The following is a 17,989-nucleotide window of genomic DNA, read 5'->3' on the forward strand; positions in this document are numbered from 1 at the left end:
GTAATAGAAACCCGACTTGCTTTGCCTGCCAGAGACAAACCGATTAAGTCGTCCTTTCTCATCATTTCATTAACCACTTTCTTCCTTTTTCTTGATGTATATAACGCTAAGTTATTACAATGTGTGCAATTGTGTTTACCAAAACGGTTTATGCTGACACTTTTTTTGTTAAGAATGACAATCTCAAGTTTTTAATCGGCAATATAGTAACCGATCACCGAAATTCAATCATGGATGGAACTATGTCTCATTTTCCACAGAGCGCTCAGATTAACCCGCTAGCTAAATTTGTAGTCAGTACCCTAAAACGCCCCTCTATAGGATGCGCTATCTTACTTGGTTCACTGGCTGGCATTACCGGGTGTGAAGAAGCTGCGCCGACAATTATTCCTAAAGCCGTCGTAGTAGAGCAGGTGACGACGGCCACGGTTCCTCTGTATGGCAATTACATCGGTGTCACCAAAGCTTCGTTGGATGTTGAGGTGAGGGCGAGGGTAAACGGTTTTGTCGAAGATAAGAGCTTTATTGAAGGAAGTGGTGTGAAAGAGGGCTCGGTACTCTATCGAATCGACGACCGACCATATGTTGCCGTAGTCAATCGTCTAAAGGCAAATATGGAGTCTCAACAGTCGATGTTGGAGAAGGCTCAGCGCGATGTTGAGCGATTAAAACCTCTCTATGAGCAAGATGCAGCCAGTCAACTCGATTTCGATAATGCACTGTCCGTGTTATCGCAAGCTAAGTCCAGTTTAGCAGCCAGCAAAGCACAACTCGAAGAGGCACAGCTTGAACTCAGTTACACCTCAATACGCTCACCTATCAGTGGCTTAGTCAGTCGCTCTGAAGTGGATATCGGTGCCTTGGTCGGAAGTAGCGGACAATCGCTGTTAACCCGGGTTAAGCAGGTAGACCCTATCTACGTGACCTTTAATATGTCAGCGCTCGATTACCTGAATGCCAGGCGACGTATGACAAGTTATTCAGAGAAAAAGGAAGCCGAGTCAGAGGGTAAGGCTGTCGAAGGGTTTGTTACCATCACGCTACCCGATAACAGTGAATACCGTTACTTAGGTGATGTACGTTTTACCGATCCGTCGGTTAACCCCGAAACGGGGACTTTTCAGGTTCGCGCCGAGTTACCTAACCCTGATAAAGAGCTGCTACCGGGCCAATACACAAATGTGCGCATTAAACTCAATGAAGTGGACAATGCCATCGTCATCCCACAAAAGGCCACTCAGGTAGAGCAAGGTGGTGTCTATGTAATGGTTGTCCTGCCCGACAATAAAGTCGAAAGACGTTTTATCGTCATCGATCATCAAGGGCCTATGGGTGTTGTGGTACAAAGTGGGTTAAAGGCCGGCGAGCTGGTGATTGTCGAAGGCATGCACAGAGTCAGGCATGGCCAGGTTGCAGAGCCGTTAACGGCAGATCAATACCATAAGAAGGAAGACTCAAAAGAGAAACAGCAGGCGCTTGAGCAACAAAAACTAGAGCAGATACAGGAGCAAAAATAATGGCTCAGTATTTCGTTAATCGTCCTGTTTTTGCCAGCGTGATATCAATCGTCATCGTATTGCTTGGCGTCATCGCCATGTTTCAGCTGCCGATAGATCAATATCCCTATATTACGCCGCCACAGGTCAAGGTCTCGGCATCGTACCCGGGTGCCACCTCAACTACCGCTGCCGAATCCGTTGCAACGCCGCTTGAGCAAGAGTTAAACGGTGTCCCAAACATGATCTACATGAGCTCGAAAAGCACCAATTCGGGCAGTGCAAACGTGACTATCACTTTCGATGTGGGCACCAACCCCGATCTGGCTGCTGTCGATGTACAAAATTCCACCCAGCAGGCGACGGGAAGTTTGCCAATCGATGTACAAACAGAAGGCGTATCTGTCTCAAAAGAAGCCTCGGTTGAGCTACTTAAACTGGCACTGACCTCAAGTGACGAGCGCTATGATGAGATCTATCTCAGTAATTACGCCACCATTAATATCCAGTCGGCTCTTAAGCGAATTCCCGGTGTAGGGCGTGTTCGTAACACAGGCTCCCGTAGTTACTCTATGAGGGTCTGGCTTAAGCCCGATATGATGGCAGGTTACGGCTTGACGACCAGTGATGTTATCGGTGCCATCAAGGCGCAAAATAAGGAGTCTCCGGCAGGTTCCATCGGTTCTCAGCCAAACACAGACTCATTGAGCATGACACTGCCCATAACTGCGGCCGGGCGTATGAGTAGTGTGCCACAATTTAACGAGATCATCGTTCGAGCGAACACCGACGGCTCACTTATTCGTTTACGTGATATCGCCAGAATTGAGCTTGGCTCTTCGGCCTATACCTTACAGTCTCAATTAAACGGCGCTAATGCGACTATCCTGCAGGTCTATCTGTTGCCCGGGGCCAATGCCTTAGAGGTGACAAAAAAGGTCAAGCAAGAGATGGCCTCACTGGGTAAAAAATTCCCACAGGGGATGGAGTGGCAGGTATTCTTCGATGCATCGATATTTATCCAGAACTCGATAGATGAAGTGGTAAAGACACTTATCGAGGCCTTAGTGCTGGTTATTCTGGTCGTCTACCTGTTCCTGCAGAATTGGAGGGCAACCTTGATCCCGGCGATCGCCGTACCTGTCTCTTTGATCGGTACGTTAGCCGCGATGCTCGCCTTTGGATTCACCATCAATACCGTCAGCTTACTCGCCCTGGTGTTGGCCATTGGTATTGTGGTCGATGATGCCATCGTTGTGGTTGAGAATGTCGAGCGCCTGATGCATGAAAATGGTCTCAGCCCGACACAAGCGACCAAGGTGGCAATGAAGGAGTTATCCGGTGCATTAGTGGCAACCAGTTTGGTACTCGCCGCCGTATTTGTCCCGGTCTCTTTCCTGTCAGGTATTACAGGGATTATGTACCGTGAGTTCGCCGTCGCTATTACCGTCGCTGTGCTTATCTCAACCGTAGTCGCGCTGACGCTATCGCCGGCACTGTGTGCCTTGCTGTTAAAGCCGGGCGATCAGGCTACATCGGGCTTTTTCAAATGGCTTAACGATAAACTCGATATGAGTACCAGTAAGTATGTGGCGTTAGTGACGCTGACTAACAAGCATGCTAAACGCAGTTATCTGGCCTTTGCCGTGATGGTGGGCGGTGTGTATATCATCATGTCAGGTCTGCCATCGAGCTTTATGCCCGATGAAGATCAGGGCCGTTTCTTTATCGATATGTCACTGCCTAACGGCGCGACGGTAAATCGCTCGCAAGAAGTTCTTAAGAAAGCCGAAGCCAAGGTGCTTAATCATCCGGCCGTCGCCTATTCATTTACCCTGGCGGGAGAGAACCGCAGATCGGGCTCTAACCAAGCTAACGGCATGTTCGAGGTGATTTTAAAGCCGTGGTCGCAGCGCGCAGATGACAATGCTACCGTACAGCAGGTGATGAAGGAGATTAAGTTCTCGCTGCAAGATATTCTTGAGGCCGAATTTAGTGTCTATCTGCCGTCAGCCGTTCCCGGTTTAGGTAATGGATCGGGTGTCGAGATGGAGCTGCAGGATACATCCGGCACTAACTTTAAAGGGTTAATGGAAACGGCGGATGAACTGGTCGAGGCACTTAAGTTACAACCTGAGATCGCAACCGCAGGATTATCGCTGCAGAGCGCCATACCTCAGCTGCATCTTAGTGTCGACGAAGCTAAAGCCATGGCCATCGGAGTTAATGTCTCTGATATATATAGCACAATAAAAACCTTTACCGACTCATCGACGGTTAACGACTTTAACCTGTTTGGCCGGGTGTACCGGGTTAAGGTTCAAGCCGAAGACAGATACCGTCAGTTTCCAGAGCAGATCAAAGATTATTATGTACGTTCAGCCAGCGGTGCCATGGTGCCTATCGGAGTGCTGGCCGAATATGACTACTCTGTCGGACCCGCTGCGGTGACTCACTATAACCTGTTCACCAGCGCGTCGATTAATGCATCTCCGGCTCCCGGCTACGCGTCGGGTGACGTGATCCGCGCTATAGAGCGGGTAGCCACGCCTCTGCTGCCTAATGAGTTCAGGTATGAGTGGACCGGGATAACGTATCAGGAGGTGCAATCTGCGAACCAGACCGGAATAGCTGTCACCCTCGCCATGGTGTTTGTTTTCCTCTTCTTGTGCTCCCTGTATGAAAGTTGGACCATTCCGATTGCCGTGTTACTTATAGCACCTATCGCCATGTTAGGGGCTGCGTTAGGCACGTTAGTCAGTGGCATGGAGAGCAACCTGTTTTTCCAGGTGGCGTTTATTTCACTTATCGGAATGGCGGCAAAGAACTCGATTTTGATCGTCGAATTTGCTAATCAACTCCATAATCAGGGCAAGAGTCGTTTAGAGGCCGCATTGGAAGCCGCCAATATGCGTTTTCGTCCTATTCTGATGACCTCGATGGCCTTCATATTAGGTGTCTTGCCTTTGGTGCTGTCGGTTGGACCGGGCGCCGTAAGCAGGCAATCAATTTCGATACCTATCCTATGTGGCATGATCTTCGCGACCACTATCGGCATAGTTTTGGTTCCACTTTTCTTTGTCACCACTGCTGGCTGGTTCAAATCTAAAACTAAGTCAGGGTCAAATAAGCAAAAAGACGCTAGCGAGGCTATTGCCTCAACAAGCGAACAGGGAGGGGCAGCATAATGGAAAAGTTTATGTTCAAACGTTCGTTGTCAAAGCCTGGTCAAAACCGATTCCGATTTATCGCCCTGATGGGCTGCACAACGTTTTTAGCAGGTTGTGCCATTGGGCCTGATTATCAACAGCCTGAGCTGACACTTCCGAGTCAGTATCATAATGAATTACAGCAAGTTGAGGGCGATAATATAGGTAAAACTCAGTGGCGTAATTTTTATCTGGACCCCCATCTGCAACCTTTGATCAGCCACGCGTTGGAGCAGAACCTGGATCTGGAAGCCATGCGCTCACGACTTATTGCCGCAAGGCAACGTATCACGGTCACCGATGCGGCTCTGTATCCTGAAGTCGGCATCGATGCATATGGCGAACGTTCACTCGATAGCGGACTCACCAATACCGACCCTTCGGCTGAAAATGAGTTTAGTTTATCAGGCGTCGTATCCTGGGAGCTGGATATCTGGGGGGCCAACCGCCGTCGAAGTGAAGCTGAATATGCCAACTTCCTCTCGGCTCAGGAGTCATTGAACTTAGCGACCATTAGTTTGATCAGTGACGTCGCCAGCCGTTATTACGAATGGCTGGACATAGAGCAGAGATATCAGATTTCGACCAATACCGTGGCCCTGCGTAAAAAAGAGCTGGATCTGGCACGTCTGCGCAAGGAGAACGGTGTGATCTCAGGCTTAGAGGTCAGACAAGCTGAGGTTGAATACCAGAGTGCTAAAGTCACCTTACCCGATCTTGATTTTGAAAGAGGGGAGAAGGCTAATCAGTTGAGGATCTTGCTCGGAGAGTTCGATTATCCCTTGCAACTGCAAACCGGGGTGGAGCTAAGATCTGAAGGTGCACTGTTCCCCGAACAGTTTAATGTAGGCGTTCCCTCAGAGATGTTATCCCAGCGTCCCGACGTCAAGGCGGCAGAGCAGGCTTTGATTGCAATGAATGCCAAAGTGGGAGTGGCAAAGACGGCCTTTTTCCCCAAGTTTACCATCAGTGGCAGTCTGGGGCGTGAATCAGATGAACTCAGTAATCTTCTGGACAGTGAAGGGGTGACCTGGTCGTTACTCGGCGGCATTACGGCGCCAATATTTAATGCCGGCAGTATCTCGGCGCAATATGAGATAGCCAAAGAGGAGTCCAGGCAGGCTTTGCTTGCCTATAGAAATACGGTGCTAACCGCTTACTTTGAAGTCAATGATGCCATGAATAGCTTCAGGCGTTCAGAACTTGCCATCAATGCCCAACAGGAACTTGTGGCAGCCTCGAGTGAATATACCCGCTTAGCCGGGTTAAGATACCGTAACGGTGTCGCCAGCTCACTGGATTTGATGGATGCTCAGCGTAACCTGTTTAGCGCCGAGTTGGCCTTGAGCCAGATTAAAAGGGACAGGTTACTGTCGATGATCACCCTTTATCGCGCCTTGGGAGGCGGAACTATTTCGCTACAAAACGCACCACAAGCGGCGGCTGTCGATATCGAAGGTGAGTAGAATAGACTTCATCCACATTTAACTACATTGGCACGCAGGCTGGAGGCTTTAATAGGGGCCTGCGTGGTTTTTTACTGTAAAGCCGAGTTCAGATACCCACGTTCTCAATAGAGATCATTACAGGGTAATCATTGCCAGGTAATCATGATAGCGTCATTTCGATTAGCTCCCCGTAATCTTTGACTCAAAAAGCCATACTTCTTATCTATGCCGTTAGCTACAGGCACGTTAAGTTTTGCCAAATAGCCCAGACTTCCCTATATTGATAATAAGACCAACCACGGTAGGTTGGTACCTAAGCTTTAACCTTCAGTAGATCTGTTGTGCCTTATCGCTTCGTAATTTCAACATGAGGAGTGATATATGCCCAAAATCCCCATACATAAATGCCTCCTCTTGTCCGCATACTCATTAGCGACTTACCTGGCTGTGAGCATGGCCCCGGATGTAAACTCAGCTGCTAAATTAGATACTTTTAGTAAGCAAGCCGGGCATCAAAGAGTTCAATTACTGAGTTATAACCGTTATCAGGTCGGCTCAGTGTGTAAAGAGAGGGGCTGGGAGTTTTGCAAGAGCTGGTCAAGGTACTCCCGCACGCGTCTGGCTTAGAGCAGATATAGCTGTCACCCCTTCAAAGTATCTATCAAGATTCTCAATCAAGAGTCTCGCCGCTGAACCCGCTCCTACAACAAGCCCGTTCGGCGTCCTACGCAGAAGCAGAAAATGCCCCTCGCAGCTCAAACCTAGATCTTACTCTTCGCTCTTGGCCATCAGGTAAGCCAGTTCTGCAGCGTTACTGACCTGCATCTTTTGCATCACTTTCTGCCTATGTAGTTCGATAGTGCGTTGAGCAATGTTGAGTTCGGCGGCAATGACTTTATTCAGCTTTCCTTCAAGCACTTTTAACATGACTTCATGTTCTCTCGGGGTTAGGCTGGCGACTCTATGCTCTATTTCAGTCTGTAGTCTCAGTTCTTCGTACGCCTGTAAGCTTATCTCTTTGGCACGCGCTAACAGTATGCTGAGTTTATCGCCATCGACAGGCTTCTCCAGAAAGTCGATAGCACCTTGTTGTATCGCCTGTACGGCCATGGTGATGGTACCGTGGCCGGTAAGCATAATGACACTCAAAGGGCTCGCGGCAGATTTAATATGGTTAAGCAGTGCTATACCATCCATACCGGGCATCTGAATGTCTAAGATAGCAATCCCGGGGCGGGTAATATCGACAGCGTTCAAAAAGCTGCTGGCGTTTAAATAGCTCAGGGTCTTGAGCTCTAGTCCATCTAGCATCCAGCTCAATGAGTCTAAAACATCCTGATCATCATCGACCAGGTAGATATCACACATCTTGTTGCTCCTTTATGGGCAGAGAAACGGAGATTTTAAGCCCTTTAATCAAGTTGACGGCATGGATCTGACCGCCATGTTCTTCGATGATGCGTTTACAGATCACCATACCGAGTCCGAGTCCGTTTTCTTTGGAGGTTTCAAAGGGAAAGAAGAGTCGATTCAGGGCCTCTTCTGATAACCCAATGCCACTATCTTCTATAATAATTACCGCATGCTTGTCTTCCACAAGTAGCTGGATCCCAAGTTGAGGCACAGGTTCAGACTCCATCGCATCGAGAGCATTTCGGATAAGGTTAACCAATACCTGCTGGATCAGGCTGATATCGGCAACAGTAGTAACTCGATTTAGTGATAGCTTGGGTGATAGATGCATACGTTTAAATTCTGGAGCCATCAGGTTGAGGGTCTCTTCAACCAGACTCTTGAGATCGCATTGTTCATACACACTGGGCTGCTGGCAGAACTGCCTGAATCGTTTGATGGTACTCTGGGCTCGATCCACCTGTTCAATAGCCTTATTCAAAGCGCTATTGAGTTCACCTTGTTCGGGAGTCAGTCGATACAGGCAGCCTTGGGTTAAATATCTTATTCCGGCAAGAGGCTGATTAAGTTCATGGGCTATGCCTGAGGCCATCTCTCCGGTCAGCAATACCCGTTGGGCCTTGTAGAACTGTTTCTGTTGTTCAAATAATTTCTTCTGAGTGTGCTGATGCTGCTCCATCTCTGAAGAGAGGGCCTGTGTACGCAGTACAACCAGACGCCTGACTCTTAGATGGTGCAAATAGCCAAGCATTAATAAAATAAAAGCCCCGATCACCCAAGGCACGGCACCTTTAAGCAAGAACTCCCAATTGGTAACAAACGGCCACCTGTTAAGTGTACGTAATAATCTAAATACCTGACGGTCGTTTACCGGAGCAGACCAGTACTGATATCGTCCGGAAATGGCTTCTTTATCGGCAACAGATATCGACAGCAGCGACTTAACCACTTGTGTAGCCAACACATGATCGGTATGGCCCAGTTTAGAGAAAGCGTAAGAGGGATACAGAGCACTGGATACGGCACATTCATAGTCGGGAACCTCTTTTTGAAGCACCACTTTCAATGCCGACTCGGGAACAAGGCCCTCCTTAATTGCCGATTCGAGTACACAGGAGGGCAAGATAGCCACATCGGCTTTTTCATCTAATACCAGGTTGAGCAATTTGTCCTGGGGGAAACCTACGAAGGTGAGCTTTTTAAAGTCTTTAAAGGGGTTAATACTATGAGATGCCAGTTCACCGGCCAGAATTTGAAAGCCTCCAAAAGCATTCGGATCAGATGAGACGACGGCCATGGTACTGAGTTGTTTTACATCCGTTATATTAACCGATGAACGCGTGATCAATGCAGAGCCTATAGCATGATCCGGATCTGAGTGATAATTCGGGACTAAAGAGAGTAGGTTACTGACACCATGTTCTTTCTTAAATGTAACTGTGGTGAGTGCGTTACCGATAATGAAGTCGAGCTTGTCATTTGCGACAGACTCTTGTAGTTCACCAGGGGTTAATGGGAGAACTGAAAAAGTATGACCCGTATCCGCAGCAACCCGATCGAAGGTAGGTGCCCATCTTTGATAAACTGTGTCAGGAGATGCGAAAGAGAGCACTCCAATCCTCATCGGCTCATTCTCATGTGCATAAGAGAAGCAGGAGAGTAATGAAGTTAATAGCAAGATTCGTTTCATAAAAGCGTGGGTCGCTGACCTGTTGTCATTTTGTCGTAATTATCATCTATAATCCCAAATTATGATAGCGTATAAGCAAATCTGAGGGACCGGAACCACAATAAATTATTTATTGCGGAAAACCGCTATATCACAATCATAATATCTGCTGATATAATCAAGTTGTCATAAATCTTATAAAACATAATCTATATTATTTAATTGCAAAGTATCAGTTAAATCACTCCAACTCATAAAATCGGCTACTCAACTTAGGTTAAATAAGTGCGTTTGAAAACAACCTGCAAATATGACTTATTATTTGCAAATTAATTTTATATTAATTGCGTGGCTGCAACCTGTATTTGTCGAAGCTAGCCGTGCTGATTTTATTCCCTTTATCATCTAAATACCAAACCGCTTCCAGATAATCTGCATTGTCTGAAAATTCCAGAGCCTGCTCAAGCGGCATCAAGAATAGCGTCGTCGATATAACATCGGCAAATATTTGCTGTCCGTCGAGCACTACTGACGTCGATACCCCTTCTGGTTTTGGTTGCAGAGTCTTAGGATCGATAAGGTGGTGGTACTCCTTTTCGTTTACCCGGTAATAACGAAGATAGTTACCGCTTGAGACTATGGTGAGATCAGTACCATGAACAACTTCGTGGTACTGGCCGTCAAACTCACTACACTTTGGGAGTTGATAATCATACTTTTTGCACAAGGGATCTTCGATAGCCGTATTAAACTCTCGACCATCAGGGTGTAACCCGTAGTGGCGTATATTTCCACCAGCATTGATCATAAAAGAGGTAAGCCCTTCAGCTTTCAGCTGCTCATATACTTTCTCAGCCATCCAACCCTTAGCAATCCCGCCGAGGTCTATACTCATACCGGTTTTAAGACGTATGGTGTTATCAGCTTGGTTAAGATAAATATCTTTTACATTGACTAGCTTAGCGGCATTTTGTAGCTCGGCCATCTCAGGTTTGGTACACAAACCATTCTCTTTTATCTCACCTTTACATTCACTTCGGTGTTTTCGCCAAAGGTCGATAACAGGGGAAAGGGCGATGTTGAAGTATCCATCACTCTTGTTATACCAATCCAAGCCAGCTGCAATTAGTGCAGTTAGCTTGGGGTCAATCTTATGTATGCTTGCCGGGCTATTATTAATACTTTTAATATTTTCGACATGGGGATAAGTGCTGTAGTTTGAAGCGAGGTAGTGATATTCCTGAACAACATTAAGCGCGTGGCACAGAGCTGGATCTGCTTGTTCTGGCTTGCTGTTATACACATCGATAGTGATGGATGTACCAAAATACTTAAGTGTATTCAGGGTAGATACGCCATCAGTATGACTAATGATCCCATTTCCCTCACATAGGTAAGGTTTAAATGTGTCCTGGGTGGAAAGCTCATTGTTTGGTTTTGCCATAACCGTATCCGACACGGAGATCCCTAAAACAAGTAAAGTAGATAATAGTGATGGCATAAACCTTAGCTTCATAATGGGTGGTAGATTCATAACAGTTCCAAATGTATTAATTTCATTAATGGTTAAATGAACGCTTATTAAATAAGTATCATGTTAAAAAGTGCCGGAGGTAATTATTGTCGCCAATGTGTTAACTGGATCAAATATTGTAAACAAACAACTCCACCCTGCGGTTTTCCGCAATAGTTAATATTTTTGTGCTCGTTATCCTGTATGAAAACTTACTCAAGATATTAATCAAGTTATAAACCAAGTTAAAAGGCAGAGGCGAGATGATAAAAAATAATAGTTTTAAAAGAAGCCTGGTTTGTTCGGCTGTAACCATAGCAAGCTTAGGATTAGCTGGTTGCGCAACGACCCCTATTGAAGGTAAATACGTTGATGGTACTCATGAAGTCAGCGGGAAAGGTAAAAAAAGCCAAATCACGCTAACCGTTAATGTGAAAGAGGGCAAGATCACCGATGTCACGACGAAATCTCATAAAGAAACGGAGTCACTGTTTCTTAATGCTGAACGTCTGCTAGCCAAGATTGTTTCTAATAACGGTCATGAAGGTATCGACGCGGTATCCGGTGCAACGTACTCATCTAATGGAATATTAAAAGCGATTAATAAACTCCCCAGAACGGATGGAAGTACCCCGGAATATGTCGCTGTAGGTTCCAAAGAGGAGTCTGGTGCCGACGATTTTAAACTGAAATGGTCAATCCAACCACAGCTTGGCATGATCATAGGCGATTACTACTACCAGGAAGCAAGATTCCGTCAGGGCCATATGGGCAGCATGGCTATTGTTGTCGATAGTAACAACGCAAAAGATGTCATCTTTGCCGAATTTAATGAGAGTGGTCGCCCTAACTATTACACCCGTCTTTTCCAGGATGTTCCTAAGCGTACCTCCGAATATAACTTCTCTATGGGCAAGAAAAAGGGCACGGCCTGGGTGCAGTCAGCATTAACCATGGAGAAGTTGATGGTTGAGCAAGACAAACTCACCTTCGACCTGAATCCGGATTATGATCCCAAGTTACGTAACAAACTAAAGCAGCCAAACCGTCTTAAGTATTCCGGCATTGACGTCGTAGCAGGGGCTTCAAACAGTATCCAGCAGTCGATGGTACCGCAAACGGCAAAAATTCATGATCAGATCAACGGTGAGGGCACCAAGCTTAAGTTCTACCAAAATGCCGAGCAGCAGCTAGATAAGAATGGCAAATGGATCGGCATCACAACTGTATTACGCCTGGTCGTTGATACAGAGACTAAACAGATCACTAAGTCATATTTCGATGAAGTGTTTGCAGACGAGAAGAATGAAATAAAGGATGCGTCTCTTAAGAAGCATTATCGTCAATCGAAATATGCCTCAATTAATTATGTTGAGCCTGCACGAATTGGTTTTAACGTCATGTTTGATGCACTAAATGATCATCTCAAGCATGGTGGTTCACTGTTTGATATTAATGACCTTCCGGCCACTGGCGATAGCGGAAGTTATGCCGCAACCGGCTTCACTAAACGCTCATCTTCATGGGATCTGTACCTCAAGCAGGCGGATGTTCTCTATAAACAGATGCGTATCGATGGCGTGATTGTTGAGCATAGACAACCTATTTCTAAGTAATAAAAAAATATATCAAAAGAGACGATGATGATGAAAACTTTTACACTATCCCTGTTAGCAACCAGCATGCTGGTATCACCTCAAATTTTTGCTGAAGAGCTATATAAATTTTATGGCCGAATAGATTACTCAGTTACCAATTCAGACAGTGGCTCTGCGACTCATAATGGAAAGAGCGGTACCGTGCTGGAGAATAACTGGAGCCGTTTAGGTATCAAAGGTAGCAGTGAGATCCTGACAGATACCCATCTTTTCTATCAAATTGAAGTCGGCGTTAACGGGGCTTCCCAAGATAAAGGAAAGAATCCTTTTTCATCCAGGCCTACCTATATTGGTATTAAACACGCTTCGGTGGGCCAACTGGCTGCCGGTCGCATAGATCCGGTATTTAAGATGGCTAAAGGCAGCGCCGATGCGATGGATATGTATTCTATGAAACACGATCGATTATTTGCCGGTGATAAGCGCTGGGGGGATTCAATAGAATATAAAACGGTTAAATGGAACAAGTTACAATTAGGTGCCAGTTACGTCATGGAAGATAACTATTATGGTGAAGATGATCTTCGTCGTGATAACGGCAACTATCAACTTGCTCTCACCTTTGGTGATAAACATTTCAGAAGCAGTAACTTGTATCTGGCCGCAGCCTACACCGACGGCGTTGAAGATATCAAAGGTTACCGCGGCGTCGTGCAATACAAGTATGGCAACTTAATGCTTGGCTCTATCTATCAAGCGTCTGAGCTGGTTAATCCATATAAGACCAACTGGGAACAGCGAGATGGTTCCGGCTTTATCGTCAGTGCCAAGTATCAAATCGACAAGCTGTTACTTAAGGCGCAATACGGTCAGGACGATTCGGGTACCGGTAGAATAGCAGGTAAAATCTACGATAAATATGGTGAGTCAGTGACCCAAGCTCCAGAAGTTTCGCAGTGGGCAGTGGGCGCAGAGTACCGCGTCTCTAAATCGACCCGTCTTCACACCGAAATTGGTCAGTTTGATGTTGAACAATACGATGACTTCGATGACACCATCGTTAGTGTTGGCGTACGTTACGACTTCTAAAGGCTGCAAAGTATATAAAGTTCAACCCTAAATCTGCGCTCCCTGCAGAACTGGCACAAGGATGTGCCGGCCTTTCTTTTCATCATATTCTTATCTCAACATCTGTTCGCCGCTGAATCCGCTCCTACAAATACTAAATCAAGGGTTACTCAAACTTATCGAATGAGATAGCGTTATCGCCTATACCGTGATCTTTTAGCAAATCAATCGTCGATTCCATCATAGCGGCAGGACCGCAGAGGTAAAACTCAGCTTTATCCTGTGCCTTTTGAAGCCCAGTGGCTAGATACTTTGCCAGATGGTCCTGCACGTAGCCGGTTGCGCCACCCCAATCTTGTCCCGGTCTGGAGAGTACCGGTAGATAGTGAAAGTTTGAGAAACGTTCTGACAGTTGTTGAAAGTGGTCACTGTAGATAAGGTCTAGCTGACTGCGGGCACCAAAATAGAAATAGATTTCCCTTGAACTGTTTTTTTGAATTAGCTGCTCCTCAATCAAGGCCTTTAACGGGGCCATCCCCGAACCGGCTCCAATCATTACCATTGGCTTTCCGCTCGACGGCAAGGCATAAAACTCCTCAAAGGGGCCAACCGCTTCGATTGTGCTCCCTGGTGCCAAGTTACAGATGTAGCTAGAACCTATGCCGGGTTTAACCCTCTCGTTTGGTGAGGTCTGAATCTTTACTGTAAACACCAGCTCATCGCTCTGACCGTCACCATTAGCCAGCGAGTAGTTACGACTGCAGGCTAAGTGCTCATACTCCATGTGTACAACGTCTTGCCAATGGTGCAGCAACTCTGCTGGTAGATATGCTGGAATCGAGTTACCTTTTGCGGCGGGGATAAAGAAACGCATAAAGGCGCCGGCCCTGAATTTGACTGGTCTATCGTTCACAGATTTAAAGCGCAGCTCCTTTATATAAGGAGAGATAAACTCGCTGCTGATTAAGCGTAGCTCTTGACTCGCCGCCTCAGTCACATCGACTAAGGTCAACTGCTCAAGCTCGTCGCTGTTATGCTGACAAGCTAAACGGTATCCGGACTTAAGTTCATGGGCAGTAAACTGACTCTTATCTGCCGAGGTCATCTTCACAGAGCTGTCGACCACTATCTTACAGCGCCCACATGTGCCACCACCGCCACAAGTCGAGGGTAGGGCGATATCGTGATTGAGCAAACTGTCGAGCAGATTTTCATGAGCAAACATGGCAAGCGGTCCTAAACTTTTGTCATGCTTATCGAATATATCAACCATCTTGCGATTAGCCAGTGTACGACCTAAGAGTAGAGCTGGCTTGTATTGGCCGTTATAGGCCAACTCCACCGTCCAGATAAGACCGGTGAAGGCAAAAAATAGGGTGAAAATGGCAAAAACGATGATCTGAACATTATTGAAACTACCCTCACTGGCGTAATCCATAAAGTGCAGCATAAAGATAAAATCTACGAATCGTTTATCATCGTTGCTGTGGCCTATCAGCCGGCCAGATCCGGCATCGACATAGACACTGGTATTAAGCGCATCGTCAATGTTAACCCTCCATAAACTATTTTGTTCCTTGGGGAAATCATCACTCTTTTCAGTCAGTTTTACCGTAGAAATTATTTTTGCCGAACCCTTATAAGATTCAAGAGCAATGGCGGTGGCTATAGTTTTAGTAATAACAAATGGCTTGCCGGTGACCGCATCGACCAGTGAGTAGTGGCTCTTGAAATGACGGTATAAGCCTTTCTCATGGGCAAGCAGGTAATAAGGATGTGAGAGCAAGATGACCTGGCTCAAGGAGACGACATTTGTACCGGCTTGTAATACGGTTTTAGGATCGATAAGCAGTTGCAGATCTACGGTCGGGCTCTCGACGCTTTGCCTGTTTTGAGTACCCGAGGCCTTCTCATGGTCCATCAGGTTGAAATATAAACCTGTGCCAAGCCAGATGAGCAGTTGCAGTCCCACGAGAAGAGACAACCATTTATGCAGCGTTTTAATCATTGGCATGGACTGGTCTCCTTGCTTATCTGTTTCTTTCCCGGAGATCTATGCTCATTCCCGCCATCTTCTTTTTCGGAGTCCGCCTTAAAAACTCTGAAGTAGGTTAAGACTAAACCCAATATCGCTGCCAACAAAGAAAACAGTACAAACCAGAAGAGTAACCAGTTACTGGGATCTTCATCTTCATAATCCATCACATGTAAGCTGAACATAGTGTCGAATGTACGCCAGAATTCGTGACGTTTGCCGACTATTTTTCCGCTACGGGCCGAGACATAGAGTGAAGGGCTACCGAAATCGTCAAAGTTCACCCGCCAGGCCGGTAACGCCCGCGAGCTCAATTCGAAAGGTGGATTCTCTGTGATAAGCTCAACATCGGCAATAGCCCCCATTCCTGAGTAATAGTGCTTAGCGGCTTTAACCGCGGCGGTTTGATTTAGCGGGGATAATAGTTGTCCAGAGTCGGCATCGATAAGATATTCAATTCCATCTTGCCTTAACCTGTAAACCACCTGATCGATATGCATGCCTATCTCGACTCGTTCAGCGTCTGGATAATTTTGAATCAGGGTTAAAAGAGGGTAGTTGACCTTAACAGGGTCTATCTTGGTTTGATGGTTTATAACCAAGCTGTCTCCATGGATATAGTCGATATCGAATATCACCATATAGGCACCGGATACCGACCAGGTGACAAACTGTACTCCCAAAAAGAGCATCAGCCATCTGTGATATTTTCGACTTATTTTTAATAAGTTCATTATTATAGGTGTTCCTGTGAAAATAATTTGCCAACATACTTGCTGGTAAGTTATTGATAATTGAAGTTTAGTTAGTTTTGGTGACTTGTTAGTTTTTAGCTGAGCTAAGAGCCAACAGATATTTTCACGGCAAACTCACACTCGTATGCTCAAACATGCATTCAAATGCTATTTATGTCCAGAACTGCCTGATTTTAAACAGTGCTACACTGGCGCGCTACGACATATCTGACGGTAACTGCTCGCTTGAAGGCATTGATATGAACGCTATCTGTTTATCTGATTTTACTTGCTGAAGCTTATTCAAAACGGCTATTCTGCTTATTACGCTTTAAAGGAATTGATTCATGGAAACCCGCTTAAGCCGATATATTCTTCTTTTGATATTGCTGGTTGTAATCGGCTTGCTCGTTCATGAAGAGAAAAACAGTGGTAGTGGCTTAACCCCCAGTCAAATAGCATTCGAGCTGTTTGCAGCGAACCGATATAAAGCAGGGCTTTTTTGTCGCGAAAAAGGGTGGGACTTTTGTGACAAATGGGCCGATTATCCAAGGAGCCAATTTAGTAGTGTAAATGCTGCCTTGCCGCATGAATCAACAGAGTTCAATTTAACAGGTGTTAAGCCATACCCAATGGTGCAGGAGTTCAGTTCCGATAGCCAGTCACGGCTTGTCGTTAATGAAGTGCACACTTCATCGGATAATAGCTCAGCTCTTTGTGCCGAACCTATGGCCAAAACCGTTAAACAAGATAAACCTAAGCAGCAGATCTACAGCTGGACAGATGACAAGGGTCAGGTGCATTTTACCGATGATGCCAGACAGGGCGATCAGCATAATCTTTCGCTGACAAGTTATCAGGATCCTGAATATTCTTTTGATTTGGCGGTAAAATCCACAGGTGGCCGGCTTCCACTTGCTTTTAAAGACAAGATAACCGCAGCCATTAAAAAGGTCAGTGAGATCTATGAAGTGTATCTTCCTACATCGGGGACTGTGCCCGTAAGTGTCAATCTCACTCTGGCCACGACCAAAGGAAGTTATCAGAAACTCCAAAGCCAATATGCGCCAGGACTCGGTCCCAGCCAAGGTTTTTACCAGGCTCAGTATAATATGGCAGCGGTTTGGCACAGAAGCGACAAACAAGCCTATCAAACGTCTGTTCATGAAACCGTTCATGTGATCAACGCCAGACTGTTTGGTCCCACGCCCAGATGGTTTAACGAGGGACTGACAGAATATTTCGAGGGGATCCGCATGTCAGGTTATGCCGCTAAGATCCCGCCAAGAGAGTGGAAACGGGCCTTCTCAGGCAAAAGCGTGAGTTTAGATACCCTGTTTAGTGCGAAGCAAGAAACCTGGGCGGGCAGTCAACAGACCATGTTGTATTCACAATCCCATTCATTGGTCCATTTTTTAATGAGCACACCTAAAGGCAAGATAAGTATGAAAGCCTTGCTCGCGCATTTGGTAGAGACTCGCTGTGCACCATCTGATTATGCTTCTATCCTCAACAATTATCCCGGTGGTTTAAAGCGACTACAAGCCGATTGGGTGAGTTGGATGAATAGCGAACGTTATCGAACCCAGTCTTTTTAATCGTCATACACACCGACACAATAAACAGCACGTATGTAGGACCGGCTTCAGCCGGGAATGGATCTGCATTGAAAAAGCATCGCGGCTGAAGCACGCTCCTACAGATACAGATACAGATACAGATACAGATACAGATACAGGTACGAAATTGGAATATCTAAATGTAGGACCGGCTTCAGCCGGGAATGGATCTGCATTGAAAAAAGCT

Annotated in this window: 11 protein-coding genes; 6 read left to right on the top strand and 5 right to left on the bottom strand. The window is 46.1% G+C overall.

Annotation, left to right across the window (positions count from 1 at the left end):
- Positions 1 to 242 precede the first annotated feature (242 nt).
- The 3 genes from EKG39_RS06855 to EKG39_RS06865 all read left to right on the top strand — a co-directional run bounded on the left by EKG39_RS06855 (position 243) and on the right by EKG39_RS06865 (position 6,171).
- Positions 243 to 1,517, top strand: coding sequence for an efflux RND transporter periplasmic adaptor subunit (locus EKG39_RS06855; RefSeq protein WP_246028425.1), 1,275 nt, complete (start codon positions 243 to 245; stop codon positions 1,515 to 1,517).
- Positions 1,517 to 4,684 carry an efflux RND transporter permease subunit gene (locus tag EKG39_RS06860; protein ID WP_126505001.1) on the top strand — a complete coding sequence of 1,056 codons (3,168 nt, stop codon included), beginning with the start codon at positions 1,517 to 1,519 and terminating at the stop codon, positions 4,682 to 4,684. The genes EKG39_RS06855 and EKG39_RS06860 overlap by 1 nt, the downstream gene beginning before the upstream one ends.
- Before the next feature lie 68 nt (positions 4,685 to 4,752).
- Complete coding sequence (locus tag EKG39_RS06865) at positions 4,753 to 6,171, top strand: efflux transporter outer membrane subunit (RefSeq protein ID WP_425470150.1); 1,419 nt, start codon at positions 4,753 to 4,755, stop codon at positions 6,169 to 6,171.
- A 750-nt stretch (positions 6,172 to 6,921) separates the two neighbouring features.
- On the opposite strand, the gene EKG39_RS06875 is transcribed toward EKG39_RS06865, so the two are convergent.
- From EKG39_RS06875 to EKG39_RS06885, 3 genes are all read right to left on the bottom strand, one after another.
- Positions 6,922 to 7,521, bottom strand: coding sequence for a response regulator transcription factor (locus tag EKG39_RS06875; RefSeq protein WP_126505004.1), 600 nt, complete (start codon positions 7,519 to 7,521; stop codon positions 6,922 to 6,924).
- On the bottom strand, positions 7,514 to 9,256 hold the full coding sequence (locus EKG39_RS06880; RefSeq protein WP_246028427.1) for a sensor histidine kinase: 1,743 nt from the start codon (positions 9,254 to 9,256) through the stop codon (positions 7,514 to 7,516). Before EKG39_RS06880 ends, EKG39_RS06875 begins: the two co-directional genes overlap by 8 nt.
- A gap of 319 nt (positions 9,257 to 9,575) precedes the next feature.
- Positions 9,576 to 10,769, bottom strand: coding sequence for an FAD:protein FMN transferase (locus tag EKG39_RS06885; RefSeq protein ID WP_246028428.1), 1,194 nt, complete (start codon positions 10,767 to 10,769; stop codon positions 9,576 to 9,578).
- A gap of 242 nt (positions 10,770 to 11,011) precedes the next feature.
- Here EKG39_RS06885 and EKG39_RS06890 point away from each other — a divergent pair, with 242 nt between their 5' ends.
- Together EKG39_RS06890 and EKG39_RS06895 are read left to right on the top strand one after the other, a co-directional pair.
- Positions 11,012 to 12,364, top strand: coding sequence for an FMN-binding protein (locus EKG39_RS06890; protein WP_126505005.1), 1,353 nt, complete (start codon positions 11,012 to 11,014; stop codon positions 12,362 to 12,364).
- 27 nt (positions 12,365 to 12,391) lie between these two features.
- The gene (locus EKG39_RS06895) at positions 12,392 to 13,435 is read left to right on the top strand and encodes a porin (RefSeq protein ID WP_126505006.1); all 1,044 of its coding nucleotides are present in this window, start codon (positions 12,392 to 12,394) and stop codon (positions 13,433 to 13,435) included.
- A gap of 145 nt (positions 13,436 to 13,580) precedes the next feature.
- Here EKG39_RS06895 and EKG39_RS06900 read toward each other — a convergent pair whose 3' ends face one another.
- Positions 13,581 to 15,428, bottom strand: coding sequence for a 2Fe-2S iron-sulfur cluster-binding protein (locus tag EKG39_RS06900; RefSeq protein WP_126505007.1), 1,848 nt, complete (start codon positions 15,426 to 15,428; stop codon positions 13,581 to 13,583).
- The gene (locus EKG39_RS06905) at positions 15,419 to 16,183 is read right to left on the bottom strand and encodes a PepSY domain-containing protein (protein WP_126505008.1); all 765 of its coding nucleotides are present in this window, start codon (positions 16,181 to 16,183) and stop codon (positions 15,419 to 15,421) included. Before EKG39_RS06905 ends, EKG39_RS06900 begins: the two co-directional genes overlap by 10 nt.
- A 347-nt stretch (positions 16,184 to 16,530) precedes the next feature.
- Here EKG39_RS06905 and EKG39_RS06910 point away from each other — a divergent pair, with 347 nt between their 5' ends.
- A complete protein-coding gene (locus EKG39_RS06910; protein WP_126505009.1) occupies positions 16,531 to 17,781 on the top strand; it encodes a DUF4124 domain-containing protein in 1,251 nt (416 codons plus the stop codon).
- Positions 17,782 to 17,989: the final 208 nt, after the last annotated feature.

It is taken from the genome of Shewanella atlantica (assembly GCF_003966265.1).
In the GTDB taxonomy this organism is placed as follows: domain Bacteria; phylum Pseudomonadota; class Gammaproteobacteria; order Enterobacterales; family Shewanellaceae; genus Shewanella; species Shewanella atlantica.